Below are 19,171 nucleotides of genomic sequence, written 5' to 3' on the forward strand. Positions count from 1 at the left end.
TGACCGGAGCTGATCATGAATAATAAAAACAAGCAAAATAATGTGCGTCAAATAGAAACCCACGGCGTCGAGCAGATTCCGGACCATGAACGCAGCGCCAGACCCGGCGATTTGTTTCGCCTGATCTTCGGCGGCGCCAACACCTTTGCCACCGCCGTACTGGGCAGTTTTCCCGTACTGTTCGGCTTGTCGTTTCAGGCCGGGGCCTGGGCGATTGTGCTCGGCGTGTTGCTGGGCTCGCTGATTCTGGCGCCCATGGGCTTGTTCGGCCCGCTCAATGGCACCAGCAACGCCGTGTCTTCCGGTGCGCATTTCGGTGTGCACGGGCGGATTGTCGGCTCGTTCCTGTCGCTGCTGACCGCCATCGCCTTCTTCTCATTGTCAGTCTGGAGCTCCGGCGATGCGTTGATCGGCGGCGCCAAGCGCATGATCGGGGTTCCGGAAACCGACCTCAGCCTGGGCCTGGCCTACGGCGTGTTCGCGATTCTGGTGCTGACGGTTTGCATCTACGGCTTCCGCTTCATGTTGTGGGTCAACCGCATTGCAGTGTGGGCCGCCAGCCTGTTGTTCCTGCTGGGGGTCTTCGCTTTTGCCCCGGCATTCGACAGCCAGTTCGCCGGCAGCGTCGCACTCGGTCAGACCGGGTTCTGGGCGGCCTTTATCGGCGCTGCGCTGGTGGCAATGAGCAATCCGATTTCCTTTGGCGCATTCCTCGGCGACTGGTCACGCTACATCCCCCGCGCCACCCCCAAACGCCGGATCATGCTGGCGGTGATTGCCGCTCAGATTGCAACCCTGATCCCGTTTCTGTTCGGCCTGGCCACTGCAACCATAGTGGCGAGCAAAGCACCGGACTATATCGCTGCCAACAACTATGTCGGCGGCCTGCTGGCCGTTTCCCCGAGCTGGTTTTTCCTGCCGGTGTGCCTGATTGCGCTGATCGGCGGCATGTCCACCGGGACTACTTCGCTGTATGGCACCGGCCTGGACCTGTCCAGCGTGTTCCCACGCGTGTTGTCACGGGTAAAAGCGACATTGCTGATAGGGGTCATGTCTATCGCCTTCATCTTTATCGGACGTTTCGCGGCAAATCTGGTGCAAAGCGTCTCGACCTTCGCCGTCCTCATCATCACCTGTACCACCCCGTGGATGGTGATCATGATCATTGGCCTGATCAAACGTCGCGGTTTCTATTGCCCGGACGACTTGCAAGTGTTCACCCGTGGCGAAAGCGGCGGCCGCTACTGGTTCACCCGCGGCTGGAACTGGCGCGGTCTGGGTGCCTGGATTCCCAGTGCGCTGGTGGGCTTGTGCTTCGTCAACCTGCCGGGCCAGTTCGTGGGACCGCTGGGCAATCTGGCCGAAGGCATTGATATCAGCCTGCCGGTCACCCTGGGACTTGCGTCGCTGGTGTATCTGGCCCTGCTCAGCCTGTTCCCGGAGCCGGCTTCAGTGTTCGGCCCCCTCGACCCACGCAGCAAGCCCAAGACCGCAGCCGTTAACACCGCATTACCTCAAACCGCCTGACCGCCCCATAAAAAAAATAATTGGAGACTCGCCATCATGGCTTTAGATCTACTGGTCGTCCTGATCTACGCAGCAGCAATGCTGGTGCTGGGTTACTACGGCATGCGCAAGGCAAAAACCCACGAAGATTACCTGGTGGCCGGCCGTAACCTTGGCCCGACCCTGTATATGGGCACCATGGCTGCAACCGTACTCGGCGGTGCCTCCACCGTCGGCACCGTGCGCCTGGGCTATGTACACGGCATTTCCGGTTTCTGGCTGTGCGCCGCACTGGGCTGCGGGATCATCGCGCTCAACCTGTTCCTGGCCAAGCCGCTGCTCAAGCTGAAAATCTTCACCGTGACCCAGGTGCTGGAAAAGCGTTACAACCCCATGGCCCGCCAGGCCAGCGCAGTGATCATGCTGGCCTACGCGCTCATGATTGGTGTGACCTCGATTCTGGCCATAGGCACCGTTCTTGAAGTGCTGTTCGACCTGCCGTTCTGGATTTCAGTGCTGCTGGGCGGTGGCGTGGTGGTGGTGTACTCCACCATTGGCGGCATGTGGTCGTTGACCCTGACCGATATCGTGCAATTTGTGATCAAGACCGTCGGCCTGATGTTCGTCCTGCTACCGATCTGCCTGTACCGTGTCGGCGGCTGGGATGAACTGGTGAGCAAATTGCCCGCCTCGAACTTCAGCTTTACCAGCATCGGCTGGGACACAATCATCACTTACTTCATGATTTACTTTTTCGGCATCCTGATCGGCCAGGACATCTGGCAACGGGTTTTTACCGCCAAAACCGCCAAGGTGGCCAAGTATGCCGGTACGTTCGCGGGCTTCTATTGCATCCTTTACGGCCTGACTTGCGCCCTGATCGGCATGGCCGCCCATGTACTGATCCCGGACCTGGACAACGTCAACAACGCTTTCGCGGCCATCGTTAAGGTTTCGCTGCCGGACGGCATTCGCGGACTGGTGATTGCAGCGGCACTGGCGGCCATGATGTCGACCGCCAGCGCGGGCCTGCTGGCCGCCTCGACCGTACTGACCGAGGACCTGCTGCCCAAGCTGCGCGGTGGCAAGCAATCGAGCCTCAACATCAATCGTCTGTTCACTCTCTTGACCGGGTTTGCGGTGCTGGCCATCGCCCTGGTGGTAAACGATGTGATCAGCGCCCTGACCCTTGCCTACAACCTGCTGGTTGGCGGCATGCTGGTGCCATTGATCGGGGCAATTTTCTGGAAACGCGCCACCACTGCCGGGGCAATCTCCAGCATGAGCCTGGGTTTTGTCACCGCACTGGTGTTTATGTTCAAGGATGGTCTGGAAGCCAACACGCCGATTTACTACAGTCTGGCTGTAGCCCTGGTCAGCTTTGTGCTGGTAAGCCTGCTGGATAGACGCCCTGCCACATTGGCCAGCGCTATCTGATTGAGGTTTTATTGAAGGGGGTACGCGGGTCGTACCCCTTTTTTCGCAACAGCACCCTGGCCGCCTTGCAGCCAAGGATCAGTACAACGCATGAACGCCTGCGCAAACGCGTAATCGCAGCCTTAGCGACGACGCTGTGGCCGGCGACGCGGATCCTCGACAGGGATCGGTACGGGTTGCAGTGGCGGCTCGATCAGACCCAGCGCAACACCGACGTCATGAAGCCATGTTTGCAGTTTGTCTTTCATATATCCCCCTTGGGGTCACTCTGGCGACTGGAATTCTGTTGTCGCTTCATACAGATAATAGTCCTAACTCCTACAAGATGCTTGCTTAAGACCCATGAACTTTAGGCTAATCGAGCACATTTCTGATTTAAGCCGACGCCTTTAACTTCGTCGAAATAACATCGCTCGGCGGCTTCTGTGCCTGTTGCAGCGCTATCCACGCATTCAGGTTGGCGCCGGTCATGCCTTTTCGCCACATCAACCATGTTGTGGTACTGGCAAAAGGTTGTTTCAAGGGGTGTACGCCGACATTTTCATGCCCCGGCAAGCTGGCCAGCATCGATGCCGGCATCAAGGCCACACCCGAGCCCGCCACTACGCACGCCAACATCCCCTGATAGGATTCGATTTCCATCACCCGCCCCATGGCCGCACGGTCGCTTGCGTACCAGGCCTCAAGCCGGGCCCGATACGAACAGCCCTGGCGAAAGGTAAAGACTTCGCGCCCCTGTACATCCCGGGCCCGGGTAACAGGCGGATGATCCAGATCGCTGATCAACACCAGACTCTCATCGCAAAATTCGATACCGTCCAGCCCGGCCAGCTCCAGCGGGCCGTCCACCAGCGCGGCATCCAGACGCCCGGTCAATAACCCTTCCAGCAATTCGCCACTGGGAGCCGACTGCACGTGCAGGTTCACTGCCGGGTAGGTACGGTGATAATGCGCCAGCATGCGCGGCAAATGAGTTGCCGCCGTGCTGTACATCGTCCCCAGGGTAAATTTGCCGCAGGGCACCCCGCCCTGTACCGCACTCAACGCTTCATCGTGCAGGGCAAACAGGCGCGCAGCGTAATCGAGCAGCACCTTGCCCGCCGGAGACAACTGCAGGCGCTGGCGCTCGCGCATAAACAATTCGACCCCCATCTGCTCTTCCAGTTGCTTGAGTCGCGTCGACAGATTGGAGGGCACACGGTGCAGACGCTCAGCCGCACGGGTGATGGAACCTTCTTCGGCCACGGCCTGAAAAATCCGTAATTGACTGAACTCCACGCCATTCTCCAAAACAGAACAAGTAGGTCACTATTATTCATTTTTAAGGAAAGTCAATCTCCTCTAGCCTGACGGTCAATGCCTTCTCTTGAGGAATCAGCTGCATGTCGCCCTTCATTCGCCTGCTCGCCAGCTTTATCGCGCTCATCATGGCCATGGGTATTGGCCGCTTTTCCCTGACCCCACAACTGCCGCACCTGATCAGCGAGGGCCAGATTGACCTGACCGGCGCCGGCCTGATCGCGGCCGCCAACTATCTGGGGTATTTGCTCGGGGCACTGGACGCCATCCGCGCCAAACGTCCGGACCAGGTGCAGGGCCGCCTGCATGCCGGGCTATGGCTGTGCGTAGTGCTGACCCTGATTTCAGTCCTGGCCCAGGGCTTCTGGCCGCATCTGCTGTTGCGCTTCGGCACAGGGATTGCCAGCGCCTGGGTCATGGTGATGATCACATCCCTCAGCCAGCACCTGGCCGTGACCGCCAAACGCCCACGCCTGGGGGCACTGGTCTTTGCTGGCCCCGGGGTGGGTGTCCTGCTCACAGGCTTGCTGGCTCTGGTTGCAAATCTTTGGGGACAAAATTCGGCCACGCTCTGGCTGATTTACGCAGCTGCGGCACTGATCATGGTGCTGGCGATCCTGCCGATACTGCCGCAACCGGCCACCCTGCCGGCTGCAACGCACATCTCGCAGCCAGACACCCGCCAGCCCGGGATTGGCCGCCTGGGAGCGATTTATGGGCTGTATGGCCTGGGCTATATCATCCCGGCGACATTCCTGTCACAGATGGCCAGCGCCCAATTTCACGGGCAATGGCAAGCAGACTTGTTCTGGCCCGCCTTTGGATTGTGCGCAGCCATTGGTGTCGTGCTGATCAGTTTGCGCCGCCCCACACCCGGTACCACGGGCTATTGGTTGATGGGCGGGCTAGGGATACAAGCACTGGGGGTGCTGGCGTGCCTGCTGCCGAGCAGTACCGGCCTGGCGCTGGGGGTAATCCTGTGCGGGACGCCATTTTTAGCCTGCATGCCGCTGGTCATGCAACGCTCCAGGGAGCTCGCCCCTCACGCAACGCAGCGTAATGCAGCCTTGCTGACGGCCTGCTTTGCCGTGGGACAACTAGCCGGGCCATTGCTGGCCGCGCTCAGCAGCCACTTCAGTGGAACCCTGCACCCCGCGCTACTCATCGCTGCCAGCGGACTGATGCTGGCCGCAATGCTGGCCTGGCGCTCGGTCAGTGTCCCAGCAGTGCCCGCAGCCTGCGACGCATCCACTGCTCCGCGCTGACAAAGGTGATGCCGAGCAGCACCAGCACTGCGCCCACCACGAAGTTGAAGCTCAAGGGCTCGCCCAGAATCAGCACCCCGAACGTGACTCCGAACAAGGGCGTCATAAACGAGAACACAGCCAGATTGGAGGCCATGTAGCGCTTGAGCAGCCAGAACCACACCAGGTAGCTGAAGAACGACACCACCAGCCCCTGGAACAGAACGCTGGCCACCGCCACGCCGGTAAGGCTGACATGGCTGATCTGTCCGCTGGCGGCGGCAATCACCAGCAGCCCCACAAAGCCGACAATCAGCTGGTAGAACAGGGTCAGCGTGACCGGCGCCTCGGATAACCGGGAGCCACGCACCACTACCGTGGTCGCGCCCCAGGCCATGCCCGCCAAAATGCCGTAGGCGTCGCCCAGCAACATGTTGCGATCCATGTCGGCAAATGAAATCCCGCCGGCAAAGGAAAAAGCGATGCCCAGAAACGCGAGGAAAATACCCAGCCACTGCAGCGGCCGCAAACGCTCGCTTGGCAATAACCAGTTAATTCCCAGCGCAGTGAAGATGGGCGCGGTATAGAGAAACACCGACATATGTGCGGCGCTGGTCAGTTGCAGGCCTTCGGCAATAAAGAAGAACTCGAGCCCGAACAGGCTGCCCGCCAATAGTCCGCCGCGCCAGGTGGATGGAACCTGGTCCCAGCCGCCCTTCCAGCAGATCAGCAGGCCCACCAGCAGCGCCGCAATGCCAGAACGTGCCGCGGCCTGCATCACGGGCGCGATGTCAGGTGCTGCCGTTTTGATCACGACCTGTTGTACACCCCAGATAAGGCACAGGCCCAACATGACTTGCAGTGCGAAAGCATCCGTTGCTCGCCGCGTAACACTCATAGCACCACCTGAAAAAACCACGCCCGGGAAAGATCAAAAAACTCATTGCTCAGGTTTTACCGACCAGGCTCAGGTCGCCAGCTTGCGGGCCACCCAATAACCCGACAGCGAAGCAAGACAGGTCAGTAACCCGCCCCATGCCATGTCCATCAAGGCCAGTTGCGCAGACCAGCCCTGCAGGGTCGCCCAGTTGCTCATGTCATAGGTGCCATAAGCCACCAGGCCGAAGAAGGCACCGCTCAGCGCGGCCCTGAGCGCACTGCCCCGGCCCAGGGCCGGCAGCACGACAAAGAACACCAGGCCCGCCACGTACAGCAGGTAGAACGCAACAGCAGGCCCCCACTTCGGCTGCGCCAGCATCAGCGGGCCCAAAAGCTCCTTATAGGTAGAGCTCATGAGCACGCCCAGCCAAAGGCCGTCGAGCACCAGAAAAGCCAATAACGCACCGGCATACGCCCATACAACTCTCCTCATGTCGCGGCCCCTTGTGCTGGATCAGATCAGTTCGATGCGGTCCGGGTGAATCGCAATTTTGCCTTCCTTGTACAACGCGCCAATGGCTTTTTTGAAGTTGCCCTTGCTGACGCCAAACAGGTTGCTGATCGCTTCCGGTGCACTCTTGTCGCTGACCGGCAACACACCGTTGTTATCGCGCAACTTGCTGAGGATCTTCGAGTTAAGGCTGCTGGCAGCTTCTTGCCCGACCGGCTGCAGGCTCAGGCTGATCTTGCCGTCAGCCCGAATTTCCTTGATGTAGCCTTTTTCTTGCTTGCCGGCCCGCATGAACTTGAAGATTTCGTTCTTGTGGATCAAGCCCCAGTGCTTGTTGTTGATCACGGCTTTGAAGCCCATGTCCGTGGCTTCGGCCACCAACAGATCAACTTCCTGCCCCACCTGATAGTTCGGCGGGGTTTTGTCCAGGTAGCGGTCCAGACGCGCAGTGGCAGTGATACGGCGCGTGTGCTTGTCGAGGTAGACGTGTACCACGACGTATTCGCCAGCGGTCATCTGGCGTTTTTCTTCGGAATACGGCAACAGCAAATCTTTCGGCAGACCCCAATCGAGGAAAACACCGATGCTGTTAACTTCAACCACTTTAAGACTGGCAAACTCGCCAACCTGAACTTTTGGTTTTTCCGTGGTGGCAATTAACTTGTCAGCACTGTCCAAATAAACAAAGACGTTGAGCCAGTCTTCGTCTTCACTTGGAATATCTTTGGGAATATAACGGTTGGGCAACAGGATTTCGCCGTCCGCCCCGCCGTCCAGATACAAACCAAAGTTGGTGTGTTTAACCACTTGCAAACTGTTGTAGCGACCGATTAAAGCCATGTTCAATACCCTCATTACGTGGGCGGCATTCTACCCGAGTTTAGGTGTGCGAATTGGAGCGCCGCGGCCCGGCAGGCAAAAAATCTGTGACAGGCATGATTTATCAGGGTTTTTTTCCTCTGCGGGGGTGCCACTCGTCAGCCTGTAGGCGGCTGCCCCGCGCGCGCCCTGCGCCCCGCTCAGTTTCTAAAACCCTGATGTAGTGAATTAAAACAGCGAGTTAGGGAACTATTAGAGCTTCAATCAGATTGATCAATACCACCGCTTATTATTTTAGGAAGATATTTAACAAGCAATTGTCAAGCATTTCAGGTACTATCGCTGGCCAAGTTATTTTCTACAGGTCAATAGCCGCCATGCGTGTAAAAGCATCCGCCAGCAAAGCAAAGCCAGCTCCCGCTGTTGAAACCAGTGATTCAATCAATGCGCAAATTGAAGCATTCTTGAAATCCGGCGGCGAGATTCAGCAAATCAACAAAGGCGTCAGCGGCCAGACTTTTGGCCCGTCCAAGCAAATCACGCTCGGCAAAAAGTAATACCCCTCGCGTCATCTGGTCCTCAGGCGCTTTGCCTTCCAAAGCGCTAGGACTATCGAAGCAACCCCCGCTGCAGCCGCCTGATCCAGAACCCCCAGCAAAAATAGACGAACGGCAATCAATCGCCGGCATTCATCCGTATCCTCTAAAGCCTCTAGATCAAGCCTTCCAGCCATCAGGGAGTGAACCATGCTGACACAGGCGTTACTGCTGGCCGGCACATTACTGGTCAGCACCATGGCCAATGCACAGGTATTTTCCCGGGAGCTGGGCGACTTTGACCTCAAGCTGGCCACCCAGCCAAGTCGCACCATGGCCCAGGGCCTGGTCAAGCCCACCAGCTCCGGCTCGACCTTCCATGGCGGCCTGGACCTGAGCCATGACAGCGGCTGGTATGCAGGGCAATGGGCACCGACCATGGGCATCAAGCCTGGCAGCAACCTCGAAGTTGATTCCTACCTGGGCTACAAACATCCTTTCGACCAGACCCTGAGCTACGAGTTGGGGATGATTCACTACAGCTACCCCAAACTCAACGAGCTCGACAGCCAGCAGATTTTTGCCGGCCTCACGATTCTGGGCACCCGTTTTGGCGCAGCATTCAGTAACGATCCGGACCGCAAGGACAGCACCCTGTTTGCCGACCTCGGCGTCAACCAGCCTTTTGGCATCGGCATCAGCTTGAAATACACCACCCACCAACTGGGTACACCGGTATCCATTGCCGATGGCAGCAGTATCCACGCCTTCAATGACTGGTCAGTGAAGTTCTCGCGCCCCTGGATGGGCATCGACCTGAACCTGATCTATAGCGACTCAAGTCTCGATGGCGGCGAATGCTCGGCATACTCCGGGCAAAACAGCCAGTGCGACGGGTTGCTGACGTTCAAGGCCGAACGGACATTTTACTGATACTGGCTGGCACAACGCCGAATCAAGCAATTTGAACCTTGGCTGCCACGCCATCAAAGGTGTCCGGATCCAGCGCATCTTCTTGCTCGTCCAGTACCTGCAGCGGATGGCTGTTGCCCGGGATACTGCTGTCGATCAGGCTTAGCAGGCTGGCGCCTCGCGGGGTCAGGATGAAGTTCTCGCCATTGCCACCCTCATCTTCCGGACGCGTTTCGATAAAGCCGCGCTTTAGCAGCAAGGCTTCATAATCGGCAGCTTGCATCTTCAGATCATCCAGATTGCCAATCGGTTGCCCGGCGGCAGCTTGAGCAGCCGCGAGCTGTTCGGCATAGGCACGCGGCGCAAAATTTTCACCGGCGCTATTTTGCACTTCATGCAGCAGACGTTCGATCAGTGGCCAGTTGTAGGTAGTCATCAGCTTTTCGCTCCGTACGGTTCGATGAAATGAGCCCTCATCTGTAGTGACCGGCGCAGCGAGTGGACGTTCAGCTTTATGGCCGACCGGTGACCGGGCACTGACGAAACAGCATAAAGATGCCATCGCGAGCAAACCTTGCACCTGCCAGCACAAAAAAACCCGGCCTGGGCCGGGTTTTTTTGAGGTTACGCCTGGGCTTTATTCAGCGGCCGGGGCTTCTGGCTTGCGACGCTTGAGCGGTGCCATACCGTCCTTGCTGACCAGCGACAGGGCGTCGGTCTTGGGGCGGTTAGCGATTTTACGCTTGGTCGGCGCCTTGGCTCCGGTCTTCTTCTTGACGCCCTTGGCGTCGGTCTTTTTCTTCTTCACGCCAACGGCTTTGCCCGAGGCCTTGACGTTTTTCGGTCCGCCGTAGGTGCCTTTGACTTCCTTGATGGTGCGGCGCTCGAAGCTTTGCTTCAGGTAACGCTCAACGCTGGACATCAGGTTCCAGTCGCCGTGGCAGATCAGCGAGATCGCCAGACCATCATTGCCCGCACGGCCGGTACGGCCAATACGGTGGACGTATTCGTCGCCGCTACGTGGCATGTCGAAGTTGATCACCATGTCCAGGCCGTCAACGTCCAGACCACGGGCCGCCACATCGGTGGCCACCAGAATCTTGACCCCGCCCTGCTTCAGGCGATCGATCGCCAGCTTGCGATCCTTCTGGTCTTTCTCACCGTGCAAGACGAACGCCTTGTAATCCTGAGCCACCAGGCGACCGTAGATACGGTCAGCCATGGCACGGGTATTGGTGAAGATAATGGCTTTTTGGTAAGTCTCGTTGGCCAGCAGCCAGTTAACGATTTGTTCTTTGTGCTGGTTGTGATCAGCGGTAATGACTTGCTGACGCGTAGTGGCGTTCAGCTGGCTGACCTGGTTGAGCTGCAAATGCTCGGCATTGTTCAGAACCTTGCCAATCATCTCGCGCAGACCGGAACCACCGGTGGTGGCCGAGAACAGCATGGTTTGCTGACGGTTCGGGCACTCATCCACCAGACGCTGAACGTCTTCGGAGAAGCCCATGTCGAGCATGCGGTCGGCTTCGTCGAGTACCAGCACTTCAACTTCTTTCAAGTCGAGGTTGCCGGCATTCAATTGCTCGAGCAGGCGACCCGGAGTACCGATCAGGATGTCCGGCACCTTGCGCAGCATGGCAGCCTGCACCTTGAAGTCTTCACCACCGGTTATCAGACCGGACTTGATGAACGTGAACTGGGAAAAGCGCTCAACTTCTTTCAGCGTTTGCTGTGCCAGCTCGCGGGTCGGCAGCAAAATCAGCGCTTTGATGCTCACGCGGATTTTCGCTGGACCAATCAGGCGATTAAGGATCGGCAGAACGAAAGCAGCGGTTTTGCCACTCCCGGTTTGAGCTGTAACCCGCAGGTCACGCCCTTCGAGCGCGAGCGGGATAGCCGCTGCTTGCACAGGCGTAGGCTCGACAAATTTAAGCTCGGCCACAGCTTTAAGCAGGCGTTCGTGCAGGGCGAAATCGGAAAACACGGGTGCTACCTCGAAGAAATACAAAAAATCAGCGGCATAGATTAACCGTTTCGAGCGCCAAGGCCGAGTTTCTTTGTACAAACGGCATGAAACAAATGATTTTTTAGGGTCTTTAGTCCAACGAGAGCCCTTAAATCGCTCTGAAGTGCTCTAATCCCAGGGATATTTCTTCTTGGGGTAACGCTTTAACTTATGGAAACTCAAACACTCTGGACCCAAATTCAGGATCTTTACGCCAACCTGGACCAACATCCCTGGGTATCGACCATCCTCGGCCTGATCGTGCTGGTTAGTATCGCCCTGCTGGCCGGGCACGTTGCACGCATCATTATTCTGCGCATCACCAAGATCCTTGGCCGCCAGCCTGCCCTGCACTGGATCAGCGACCTGCGCCAGCACAAGGTGTTCCACCGCGTGGCGCAACTGACGCCCTCGCTGATGGTGCAGTTCGGCCGCAACCTGATACCGGAGATGAGCGAAACCGGTCGCCACTTCCTCGGCAACCTGGCGCTGGCCATCACCATCTTTGTGCTGACCCGTGTCATCAGCGCGCTGCTGGATGCCCTGCTCGATATCTATTCGCGTACCAACTACGCCAAGACCCGCCCGATCAAGGGCTACATCCAGCTGACTAAAATGCTGCTGTATGTGTTTTCCGCCATCATCATTGTCGCAACCCTGATCGACCGTTCGCCGATGCTGCTGCTTTCGGGCCTGGGCGCGATGTCTGCGGTCATCTTGCTGGTCTACAAGGACACCCTGTTGTCTTTCGTGGCCAGTGTGCAATTGACCAGCAACGACTTGCTGCGGGTCGGTGACTGGATCGAAATGCCCCAGGTCGGCGCCGATGGCGACGTGATCGACATCACCCTGCACACCGTCAAAGTGCAGAACTTCGACAAGACCATCGTCTCGATTCCAACCTGGCGCCTGATGTCCGAGTCGTTCAAGAACTGGCGCGGCATGCAGCAGTCCGGCGGACGCCGAATCAAGCGAAGTCTGTTTATCGATGCCGGCAATATCGGTTTTCTGACTGACGAACAGGAACAACGTCTGGAGCAGGTACGCCTGCTGAGCGACTACCTGCATCGCAAGCAGGCCGAACTCAAAAGCTGGAACGAAGCACAGGGCAATGTGGCCGCTCTGTCAGCCAATCGTCGACGCATGACCAATATCGGGACCTTCCGCGCCTATGCGCTGGCTTATCTCAAAAGCCATCCCGAAATCCAGCCAAACATGACCTGCATGGTGCGTCAGTTGCAGCCCACGGCCCAGGGCGTACCGCTGGAGGTGTACTGCTTTACCCGCACGACGGTGTGGAGCGACTATGAACAAATCCAGGGCGATATCTTTGACTATCTGTTGTCAGTCATGCCCGAATTCGGCCTGAGCATCTATCAGCAACCGAGCGGCAATGATCTGCGCAACGGGCTGATGCCCGCCCTGACCAAAGAAGCCTGATCAACCGGCGCGGCTCCAGGAGTCGCGCTTCCCTGAAAAAGAATGAATAGTGTCTCGGTCATTAACACTGACGTCTTCAAGTGCACAACGCTAAACCGGCATAATCCAGGTGCACGCGGCCAGGCTTAAGTGACACAAGGAACAAAACAGGTGAAACAAACAGACGCTGAATCAGCGCAACGCGGGATGGAGCCTGCTTGCTTGTATGATCCAGAGTTGATGCAACTCACCAGGGACGAAAAAACCGTACAGTTAGGCAGTAACGAAAGCGACTTTTTGCTCGCACTGATAGATGGCATATCAGACAAGGAATTACTTATCAGCCGGGTGTGGGGCGAGCGCGGTCTCGTGGTCTCGGATGGCAGTTATTACAAGACCCTGCATACATTACGGACGCACTTCTCGGCCATCGGATTGCCCCGCCACGCCATAAAAACCCTGCCCAGAAGAGGGGTGCTTCTGCTGTGCTCTGTCACCCTGAGCAGTCAACGTGAATCCCATGACGACAGTGTGCAGATCGAACCCGTTACTGAAAACACCCCCGTTCAACACCCCACGCAATCAAGCGCACAGACTTTACTGAAGGCGCCCGAGCCCTCAAACGCTCAGACTCTTGTGATCCCGGCACCCGTTCCACAACCCCGTAACTTCTTCAGAATCATTGCGGGCTATGCCGTCGTGCTTGGCGGGCTGTTGATGCCAGTGGTTTATGCCTGGCTAGTGCTCAGCGGCCCTCCGGAACTTGAAGGCTGGAAAGCCATCTGGAGCGAGAACGGCCATACGCTGTATGTCGAGTCCAGCGAGACAATATCCAGAGATGACATTGCAGAACACATGAAACCTTTTGACCCCGGCCTGCTGTTTTCAGGCACCAGTTATTACATCAGAAAGCCATTGTCACAGTTGGTGATCAGTTGCGAAAAGCCTGAAAGTAAAGGAGAGGCCATATGCACCAATTACCAGAACGTTGGCAAAAAACCCTAGTCGGTGCAGGCCTGTTGTCCCTGCTGGTTTTTGGCTGCCTGAGTGCGCGCCATGCCTGGATTATTTACAAGGACATTCCCAGAGCGCCGTGTTACGCCTCTGTTTATTTCAACAACGTGGAGTACAGCACTGGCAGATGGTCCGGCGCAGGCGATATCACCATTTCGCCCAAGGAAGATGCCATCTATGTGTACTACAAAATCAAAAGCCCGGATGACATCACCTACATTTACAACCGGAAATTTGAAGTTTCGACTAAAAAACTCGACACCTCGAGATTCCTCTTTGAAACCACCAATGTGGTGACTTTCGATAACGACACGGCTGGCAAGAACACACCCTTCATGTCCAGGGGAATGCATGGCGGCCTGATGACGTTCAATTATTTTTCCGATAACGAGTACTACTACAACATTAACAATTTTCTGACCGGCGTATGCCATGTACCCCGGTAGATGCCATGCAAGTGTCGGCCGCAAAACACCCGGGCCAGGTCTGCGGGTGTTTTGCCAGTCCTTTGAGGTAGAGCGTTTACCCGCCAAGGTGGGAGGAACAAGATAGAGACAAACGCACAACCGGGTACACACCGACGACCACACTATTGTTAATTGCAAAAAACCCGGCATTTCCCGCGCTCAAAGCGGCCGGCACCAAACCCGTCAAACTTCAGTAGCCCTCGATTGAACCATTGTGTTTTCTGACTGGAAATCGACCCGCATTATGGTTGCGTAAGGTTAATTAAGACTGCGCACAAGCCCCCCTTCCCCCCCTGCGCTACCGTGCCTCCCTTAAGTCAGCCCCATGAGCTTATCGAATGACACGCCCGCACTTACACCGGTTGCTCCGGCACTGCCAGAGCCTGTGCCTGTTTTGCACAGCCACGTGCCAGAGACATTTTCAGCCCGCCGCTACTCGCCCAGCCACAGACCCGGACGCTGATAAATGATCGCCCCCTGCAACACCCCCTGCTCATTGCCACAGCCGTCCAATACAGCACCCGCCCCATAACATGGAGATATATTCCGTGGCCCGCCCTATACGCTGGATAAAACCCACCTGCAAAAGAACACGTCACTTACCCGTCTGGAAGCGTTCATTAGCACTGACAGCGGACGGCACTCTATTTATGGCTGCGGCCATGGGAGGTTCGGAAAAAGAAGTCAGCTTTGCATCATTACACGAGAAAGTACCGAGCCTTATTTGTTTTGATCATGTGTATGTGCCTGCTGACTGGCTGCAACAGAGCTTTGGCGCGGCTAACCCCTGGTGCGATTCATTGATTAAAGCCGCACACCCTCATGTCTTGGATCAGGAGGGTTAATGCGGCTTGTAACATCATTGGGATTTAAATTGCGGATCGCCGGTGAGTTTGAATAAGAGCCCGATACCTTGCGGCCATATACCGTAACCGGTATCACCATTGATATGCCCCGCTTTTTGCAACCACACCAGTTCGCTGCCCCAGGCATCGCTGAAGGCACTTGCCCGGGCGCTGGAGACATAGGGGTCGTCCGTGCTGGCAACGGTAATCGAGGGGAAAGGCAGGCGATTGAGCGGCATGGGGGTAAAACCCGAGGTGCCCGGCGGGTAACTGTCGGCTTCGGTATCGCTGGGCGCTACCAGTAACGCGCCGCGCACACGTTCCGCCGCTTGCGGGTGCTGCTGTGCCCAGCGCGCAATCAGCGTACAGGCCAGGCTATGGCCCACCAGGACTACAGGGCGCTGGCTGCCTGCGACTTTCTCTTGCAGGCGCTGCACCCAATCCGTGCAGGTCGGGGTTTCCCAGTCCTGCTGTTTAACCCGGTGCAGCCCGCTGTAACGCTGCTCCCACTGCGATTGCCAATGCTCTGCCCCTGAATTGAACAGGCCCGGCAAGATCAACACCCTGACTGTCATCTCTGGTCTCCATTAGGTGGATGGGTTGCCGAAAACCTTAGACCGTCGCAGCCCTGCGGTCTAGCCGGCTAAGCCAGACGGCAAACAGAATCACCAGCCCCCCCAGCAACAGCCGGCCCAGAGGCTCGTGCTGGTTCCAGATCAGCAGGTTGAGCAATAAACCCACCGGCACATGCAAGTTGTTCATCACCGCCAGGGTGCCACCGGTGACCTGACAGGCCCCCTTGTTCCACCAGTACATGCCCAGGGCCGTGGAGACCAGCCCCAGGAACACCAGCACGGCCCATTGCAAAGGCGCGTCGGGTAAAAAGTCGGCTTTGCCGAATGCCAGGAAGGCCGGCAATACCACCGCCAAAGCGCCGAGGTAAAAGAAGCCGAAACGCCGGTAATGCGGCAGCTCGCTCGGATAACGCGCCACCAGACGCCTGTACAGCACCTGACCGGCGGCATAGGTGAAGTTGGCCAGTTGTAACAACAGGAAGCCTTTAAAGAAGTCCCCGCTGATGCTGTCAAAGCGAATCACGGCCGCCCCCGATACAGCCACCAGCGCCGCCACCAGTGCCCATGGGTTGAAGCGCCGGTTAAGGGCATCTTCGATCAGGGTCACGTGCAACGGCGTGAGGATGGTGAACAACAGGACTTCGGGCACCGTGAGCACGCGAAAGCTCAGGTACAGACAGACGTAGGTAATGCCGAACTGCAAGGCGCCGATCAGCAGCATGCCGCGCATGAAACCGGGTTCCACCTGGCGCCAGCGGGTCAGCGGAATAAACACCAGCCCGGCCAGTACCACGCGCACCAGTACTGCAAAGTAGCTGTCGACGTGTCCAGCCAGATACTCACCGATCAAGCTGAAGGAAAACGCCTGAATCAGCGTCACAATTAACAGATAACCCATGAATGTCTCGCCCGGAATGTCGTGATTGCCTGACAGCAGATACGGCCGCCGGCTTGTTTCGCAGGGCGCGACATTAGCGGTTTTGCGCCGCTGGCGAAATGCCTGTCAAAAAAAACCCGGTCCAGCGTTAAAGCTGACCGGGTGTGAGCACTCAGGAGAGAAGTGCAAAGGGAGGTTCGATGCGCGAACCGCATGCTTGAAGGAGCAATGAAACGATTTAGCCAGCCGCCGATTATCTGTCGATTAACAGCCTATGCGACTTCAGAAACCCGGGCCTTGGCCTGGTTCAAACCTTTTTCCTGAAAATCACCGCCCAGGTTCATCCCTTCGGCATGGATAAAGGTCAGGTCATGAATGCCGATAAATGCCATCACCTGACGCAGGTAGGGTTCCTGATGGTCCGCCGGGCTGCCGGCATAGATCCCGCCACGCGCCGTCAGCACGTAGGCTTTCTTGTCGGTCAGCAGCCCCTGGGGCCCGGTGTCTGTGTATTTGAAGGTGGTGCCGGCCCGCAGAACATGGTCAAGCCAGGCTTTGAGAGTGCTGGGAATCGCAAAGTTGTACATCGGCGCCGCCATCAACAGCACATCAGCCGCCAGCAGCTCATCGGTGAGCTCGTTGGAGCGCTGCAGAGAGGCTTTCTCGGCTGCAGAACGTTGTTCTTCGGGCTTCATCCAGCCACCCAGCAGGTCAGCGTCCAGGTGCGGTACCGGGTTCAACGCCAGGTCGCGAACGGTGATCTGATCATCAGGGTGGAGCGATTGCCATTGACTGATGAACTGCCGGGTCAGCTGGCGGGAAAATGAATCCTGCTGACGGGCACTGCTTTCAATGATCAGAACTCGTGACATGCTGGCTAGACTCCATCGGTAAATGCTGTAAGGCGATGGAGGTAAGATTAGAGTGCATAGGTTCGATGAAAAAGCGCAAAAAATTGCTACAACCTATCTATAATCCTGTTTATATAGCGAAAACCTGTAGCCATTGCTGCAGATCGCAATAACACAGACTCCGGCAAAGGAATTCATCGTGAAGGCGCCCCGTGTAACCCTTGATCAATGGCGCACCCTGCAAGCGGTGGTCGACCACGGCGGCTTCGCTCAAGCCGCCGAAGTTCTGCATCGCTCGCAATCATCGGTCAGCTACACCGTAGCCCGCATGCAGGATCAACTCGGCGTGCCGTTGTTACGGATCGACGGGCGCAAGGCAGTACTCACCGAAGCCGGTGGCGTATTACTGCGCCGTTCCCGGCAACTGGTCAAACAGGCCAGCCAGCTCGAAGACCTGGCCCACCACATGGAGCAAGGCTGGGAAGCCGAAGTGCGGCTAGTGGTCGATGCGGCCTACCCCAATGCACGGCTGGTACGCGCCCTGACCGCGTTCATGCCGCAAAGCCGCGGTTGCCGTGTGCGCTTGCGCGAAGAAGTGCTGTCGGGCGTTGAAGAAGTGTTGCTGGAAGGCGTGGCTGACCTGGCCATCAGCAGCTTCAACATCCCCGGCTATCTGGGCGCCGAGCTCAGTGCCGTGGAGTTTGTTGCCGTAGCTCACCCTGATCACCCGCTGCATCGCCTGCAGCGCGAGCTGCATTTCCAGGATCTCGAAAGCCAGCTGCAGGTGGTGATCCGCGACTCGGGACGCCAGCAACCGCGCGACATGGGCTGGCTGGGAGCGGAACAGCGCTGGACCGTCGGCAGCCTGGCCACCGCTGCAGCCTTTGTGGGCAGCGGCCTGGGATTTGCCTGGTTGCCGCGACACATGATTGAACGCGAGCTCAAGGAAGGCGTGCTCAAACAGTTGCCTCTGGATCAGGGCGGCAGCCGTCACCCGCTGTTCTTCCTGTACTCCAACAAAGACAAACCCCTGGGCCCGGCCACACAAATACTTGTCGAACTATTGCGCACCTTCGATACCGCGCCCCTGGACGCGCCTTTTGCTGCCCCTCTGCAAGGCTGATCAAGCTTGCTCGGGCATGACAACGGTGGGCAGGAACAATGATCGCGAATATCCTGTCCAAGGTCGGCGGCCAGTCTGAACTCACTGGCGCCTTCATCACCCTATTCCATCGCGCGTGAGTTACCTCGCGCAGTTGCTCTCACTGTCCAGGATCCTGAACCCATGCTGAAAAAAATCGCCCTCGCCGCCGGTGCCCTGCTGTTCGCTGCCAACCTGATGGCGGCCACCACCGCACCGACCAAAGCGCCCCATGTTGTGCTGGACACCAGTTTCGGCCAGATCGAAATTGAACTGGACCCGGTCAAGGCTCCGATCAGCAGCAAAAACTTTCTGGAGTACGTCGACAGCGGCTTCTACAACAACACCATTTTCCACCGTGTGATTCCTGGCTTTATGGTGCAAGGCGGCGGCTTTACCGAACAAATGACCCAAAAGCCGACCCGCGACCCGATCAGGAACGAAGCCAGCAACGGCCTGCACAACGTGCGCGGCACCCTGTCGATGGCCCGTACGTCCAACCCGAACTCCGCCACCAGCCAGTTCTTTATCAACGTGGCTGACAACGCGTTTCTGGATCCGGGCCGTGACGCCGGTTATGCGGTATTCGCCAAGGTGGTGAATGGCATGGACGTGGTTGACCAGATCGTCAACTCGCAGACCACCACCAAGCAAGGCATGCAGAATGTCCCGATCGATCCCGTATTGATCAAGTCCGCCAAGCGCGTTGACTGAGGCAATGGTTCACACAAGGACTTTGACCGAACACTGAACCAGCAAGAGCGAGCTTTCGGGTCAATTTCTGGAGGCTCGCTCCTGCAGGAGGGTGCGGGGTCATACCACTAAAGGAGAGCC

The 19,171-nt window shown here is 57.5% G+C and carries 21 protein-coding genes; 11 read left to right on the top strand and 10 right to left on the bottom strand.

The annotated features are described in order from the left end of the window. The first annotated feature begins 15 nt into the window (after nt 1-15). Complete coding sequence (locus FEZ21_RS18600) at nt 16-1,527, top strand: cytosine permease (protein ID WP_003441707.1); 1,512 nt, start codon at nt 16-18, stop codon at nt 1,525-1,527. A 36-nt stretch (nt 1,528-1,563) separates the two neighbouring features. Continuing rightward, a complete protein-coding gene (locus FEZ21_RS18605; protein WP_003441705.1) occupies nt 1,564-2,943 on the top strand; it encodes a sodium:solute symporter in 1,380 nt (459 codons plus the stop codon). 122 nt (nt 2,944-3,065) lie between these two features. Here the strand turns inward: FEZ21_RS18605 and FEZ21_RS22770 are convergent, their stop codons facing one another. Both FEZ21_RS22770 and FEZ21_RS18610 read right to left on the bottom strand, forming a co-directional pair. Then, nucleotides 3,066-3,191 carry a PA1414 family protein gene (locus FEZ21_RS22770; protein ID WP_003441703.1) on the bottom strand — a complete coding sequence of 42 codons (126 nt, stop codon included), beginning with the start codon at nt 3,189-3,191 and terminating at the stop codon, nt 3,066-3,068. A 127-nt stretch (nt 3,192-3,318) separates the two neighbouring features. Next, nucleotides 3,319-4,221, bottom strand: a complete 903-nt coding sequence (locus FEZ21_RS18610) for a LysR family transcriptional regulator (protein WP_160628109.1) — start codon at nt 4,219-4,221, stop codon at nt 3,319-3,321. Nucleotides 4,222-4,325: 104 nt separating this feature from the next. Between FEZ21_RS18610 and FEZ21_RS18615 the strand changes: the two genes are divergently transcribed. Then, on the top strand, nt 4,326-5,507 hold the full coding sequence (locus FEZ21_RS18615; protein ID WP_160628111.1) for an MFS transporter: 1,182 nt from the start codon (nt 4,326-4,328) through the stop codon (nt 5,505-5,507). Here FEZ21_RS18615 and FEZ21_RS18620 read toward each other — a convergent pair. From FEZ21_RS18620 to FEZ21_RS18630, 3 genes are all read right to left on the bottom strand, one after another. Next, a complete protein-coding gene (locus tag FEZ21_RS18620; protein ID WP_003441696.1) occupies nt 5,455-6,384 on the bottom strand; it encodes a DMT family transporter in 930 nt (309 codons plus the stop codon). The two genes, FEZ21_RS18615 and FEZ21_RS18620, sit on opposite strands and share 53 nt — an antisense overlap. A gap of 69 nt (nt 6,385-6,453) precedes the next feature. Then, nucleotides 6,454-6,858 carry a DUF2177 family protein gene (locus FEZ21_RS18625; protein ID WP_003441694.1) on the bottom strand — a complete coding sequence of 135 codons (405 nt, stop codon included), beginning with the start codon at nt 6,856-6,858 and terminating at the stop codon, nt 6,454-6,456. A gap of 21 nt (nt 6,859-6,879) precedes the next feature. Continuing rightward, nucleotides 6,880-7,716 (bottom strand): S1 RNA-binding domain-containing protein, encoded by an 837-nt coding sequence (locus FEZ21_RS18630; protein WP_003441692.1) that lies wholly within the window; start codon nt 7,714-7,716, stop codon nt 6,880-6,882. A gap of 356 nt (nt 7,717-8,072) precedes the next feature. On the opposite strand from FEZ21_RS18630, the gene FEZ21_RS18635 reads away from it, so the two are divergent. Together FEZ21_RS18635 and FEZ21_RS18640 are read left to right on the top strand one after the other, a co-directional pair. After that, nucleotides 8,073-8,252: a hypothetical protein gene (locus tag FEZ21_RS18635; RefSeq protein ID WP_003441690.1), complete on the top strand. Its 180-nt coding sequence runs from the start codon at nt 8,073-8,075 to the stop codon at nt 8,250-8,252. A gap of 189 nt (nt 8,253-8,441) precedes the next feature. Continuing rightward, complete coding sequence (locus tag FEZ21_RS18640) at nt 8,442-9,164, top strand: TorF family putative porin (RefSeq protein WP_003441688.1); 723 nt, start codon at nt 8,442-8,444, stop codon at nt 9,162-9,164. A 22-nt stretch (nt 9,165-9,186) separates the two neighbouring features. Here the strand turns inward: FEZ21_RS18640 and FEZ21_RS18645 are convergent, their stop codons facing one another. Together FEZ21_RS18645 and FEZ21_RS18650 are read right to left on the bottom strand one after the other, a co-directional pair. Next, nucleotides 9,187-9,579, bottom strand: a complete 393-nt coding sequence (locus FEZ21_RS18645; protein WP_003441686.1) for a hypothetical protein — start codon at nt 9,577-9,579, stop codon at nt 9,187-9,189. A 201-nt stretch (nt 9,580-9,780) separates the two neighbouring features. Beyond that, complete coding sequence (locus FEZ21_RS18650; RefSeq protein WP_003441684.1) at nt 9,781-11,127, bottom strand: DEAD/DEAH box helicase; 1,347 nt, start codon at nt 11,125-11,127, stop codon at nt 9,781-9,783. Nucleotides 11,128-11,319: 192 nt separating this feature from the next. On the opposite strand from FEZ21_RS18650, the gene FEZ21_RS18655 reads away from it, so the two are divergent. The 4 genes from FEZ21_RS18655 to FEZ21_RS18670 all read left to right on the top strand — a co-directional run bounded on the left by FEZ21_RS18655 (nt 11,320) and on the right by FEZ21_RS18670 (nt 14,893). Further along, on the top strand, nt 11,320-12,588 hold the full coding sequence (locus FEZ21_RS18655) for a mechanosensitive ion channel family protein (protein ID WP_003441683.1): 1,269 nt from the start codon (nt 11,320-11,322) through the stop codon (nt 12,586-12,588). Between the two features lie 150 nt (nt 12,589-12,738). After that, entirely contained in the window at nt 12,739-13,572 is an 834-nt protein-coding gene (locus tag FEZ21_RS18660; RefSeq protein WP_160628113.1) for a DNA-binding protein, read from the top strand. Next, the gene (locus FEZ21_RS18665) at nt 13,536-14,027 is read left to right on the top strand and encodes a hypothetical protein (protein ID WP_003441679.1); all 492 of its coding nucleotides are present in this window, start codon (nt 13,536-13,538) and stop codon (nt 14,025-14,027) included. The genes FEZ21_RS18660 and FEZ21_RS18665 overlap by 37 nt, the downstream gene beginning before the upstream one ends. A 569-nt stretch (nt 14,028-14,596) precedes the next feature. Beyond that, nucleotides 14,597-14,893, top strand: a complete 297-nt coding sequence (locus tag FEZ21_RS18670; protein WP_127196221.1) for a hypothetical protein — start codon at nt 14,597-14,599, stop codon at nt 14,891-14,893. Nucleotides 14,894-14,907: 14 nt separating this feature from the next. On the opposite strand, the gene FEZ21_RS18675 is transcribed toward FEZ21_RS18670, so the two are convergent. The 3 genes from FEZ21_RS18675 to FEZ21_RS18685 form a co-directional block, all read right to left on the bottom strand. Further along, the gene (locus tag FEZ21_RS18675) at nt 14,908-15,468 is read right to left on the bottom strand and encodes an alpha/beta hydrolase (RefSeq protein WP_003441677.1); all 561 of its coding nucleotides are present in this window, start codon (nt 15,466-15,468) and stop codon (nt 14,908-14,910) included. 37 nt (nt 15,469-15,505) lie between these two features. Further along, nucleotides 15,506-16,366: a carboxylate/amino acid/amine transporter gene (locus FEZ21_RS18680; protein WP_160628115.1), complete on the bottom strand. Its 861-nt coding sequence runs from the start codon at nt 16,364-16,366 to the stop codon at nt 15,506-15,508. 251 nt (nt 16,367-16,617) lie between these two features. After that, on the bottom strand, nt 16,618-17,217 hold the full coding sequence (locus tag FEZ21_RS18685) for an FMN-dependent NADH-azoreductase (protein ID WP_160628117.1): 600 nt from the start codon (nt 17,215-17,217) through the stop codon (nt 16,618-16,620). Nucleotides 17,218-17,395: 178 nt separating this feature from the next. Here FEZ21_RS18685 and FEZ21_RS18690 point away from each other — a divergent pair, with 178 nt between their 5' ends. Beyond that, nucleotides 17,396-18,319 carry a LysR family transcriptional regulator gene (locus tag FEZ21_RS18690; protein WP_003441671.1) on the top strand — a complete coding sequence of 308 codons (924 nt, stop codon included), beginning with the start codon at nt 17,396-17,398 and terminating at the stop codon, nt 18,317-18,319. A gap of 162 nt (nt 18,320-18,481) precedes the next feature. Further along, nucleotides 18,482-19,051, top strand: a complete 570-nt coding sequence (locus FEZ21_RS18695; RefSeq protein WP_003441669.1) for a peptidylprolyl isomerase — start codon at nt 18,482-18,484, stop codon at nt 19,049-19,051. Nucleotides 19,052-19,171 lie beyond the last annotated feature (120 nt).

Origin of the sequence: Pseudomonas sp. 9.1(2019) (genome assembly GCF_009910445.1) — a bacterium.
Lineage (GTDB): Bacteria > Pseudomonadota > Gammaproteobacteria > Pseudomonadales > Pseudomonadaceae > Aquipseudomonas > Aquipseudomonas paraversuta.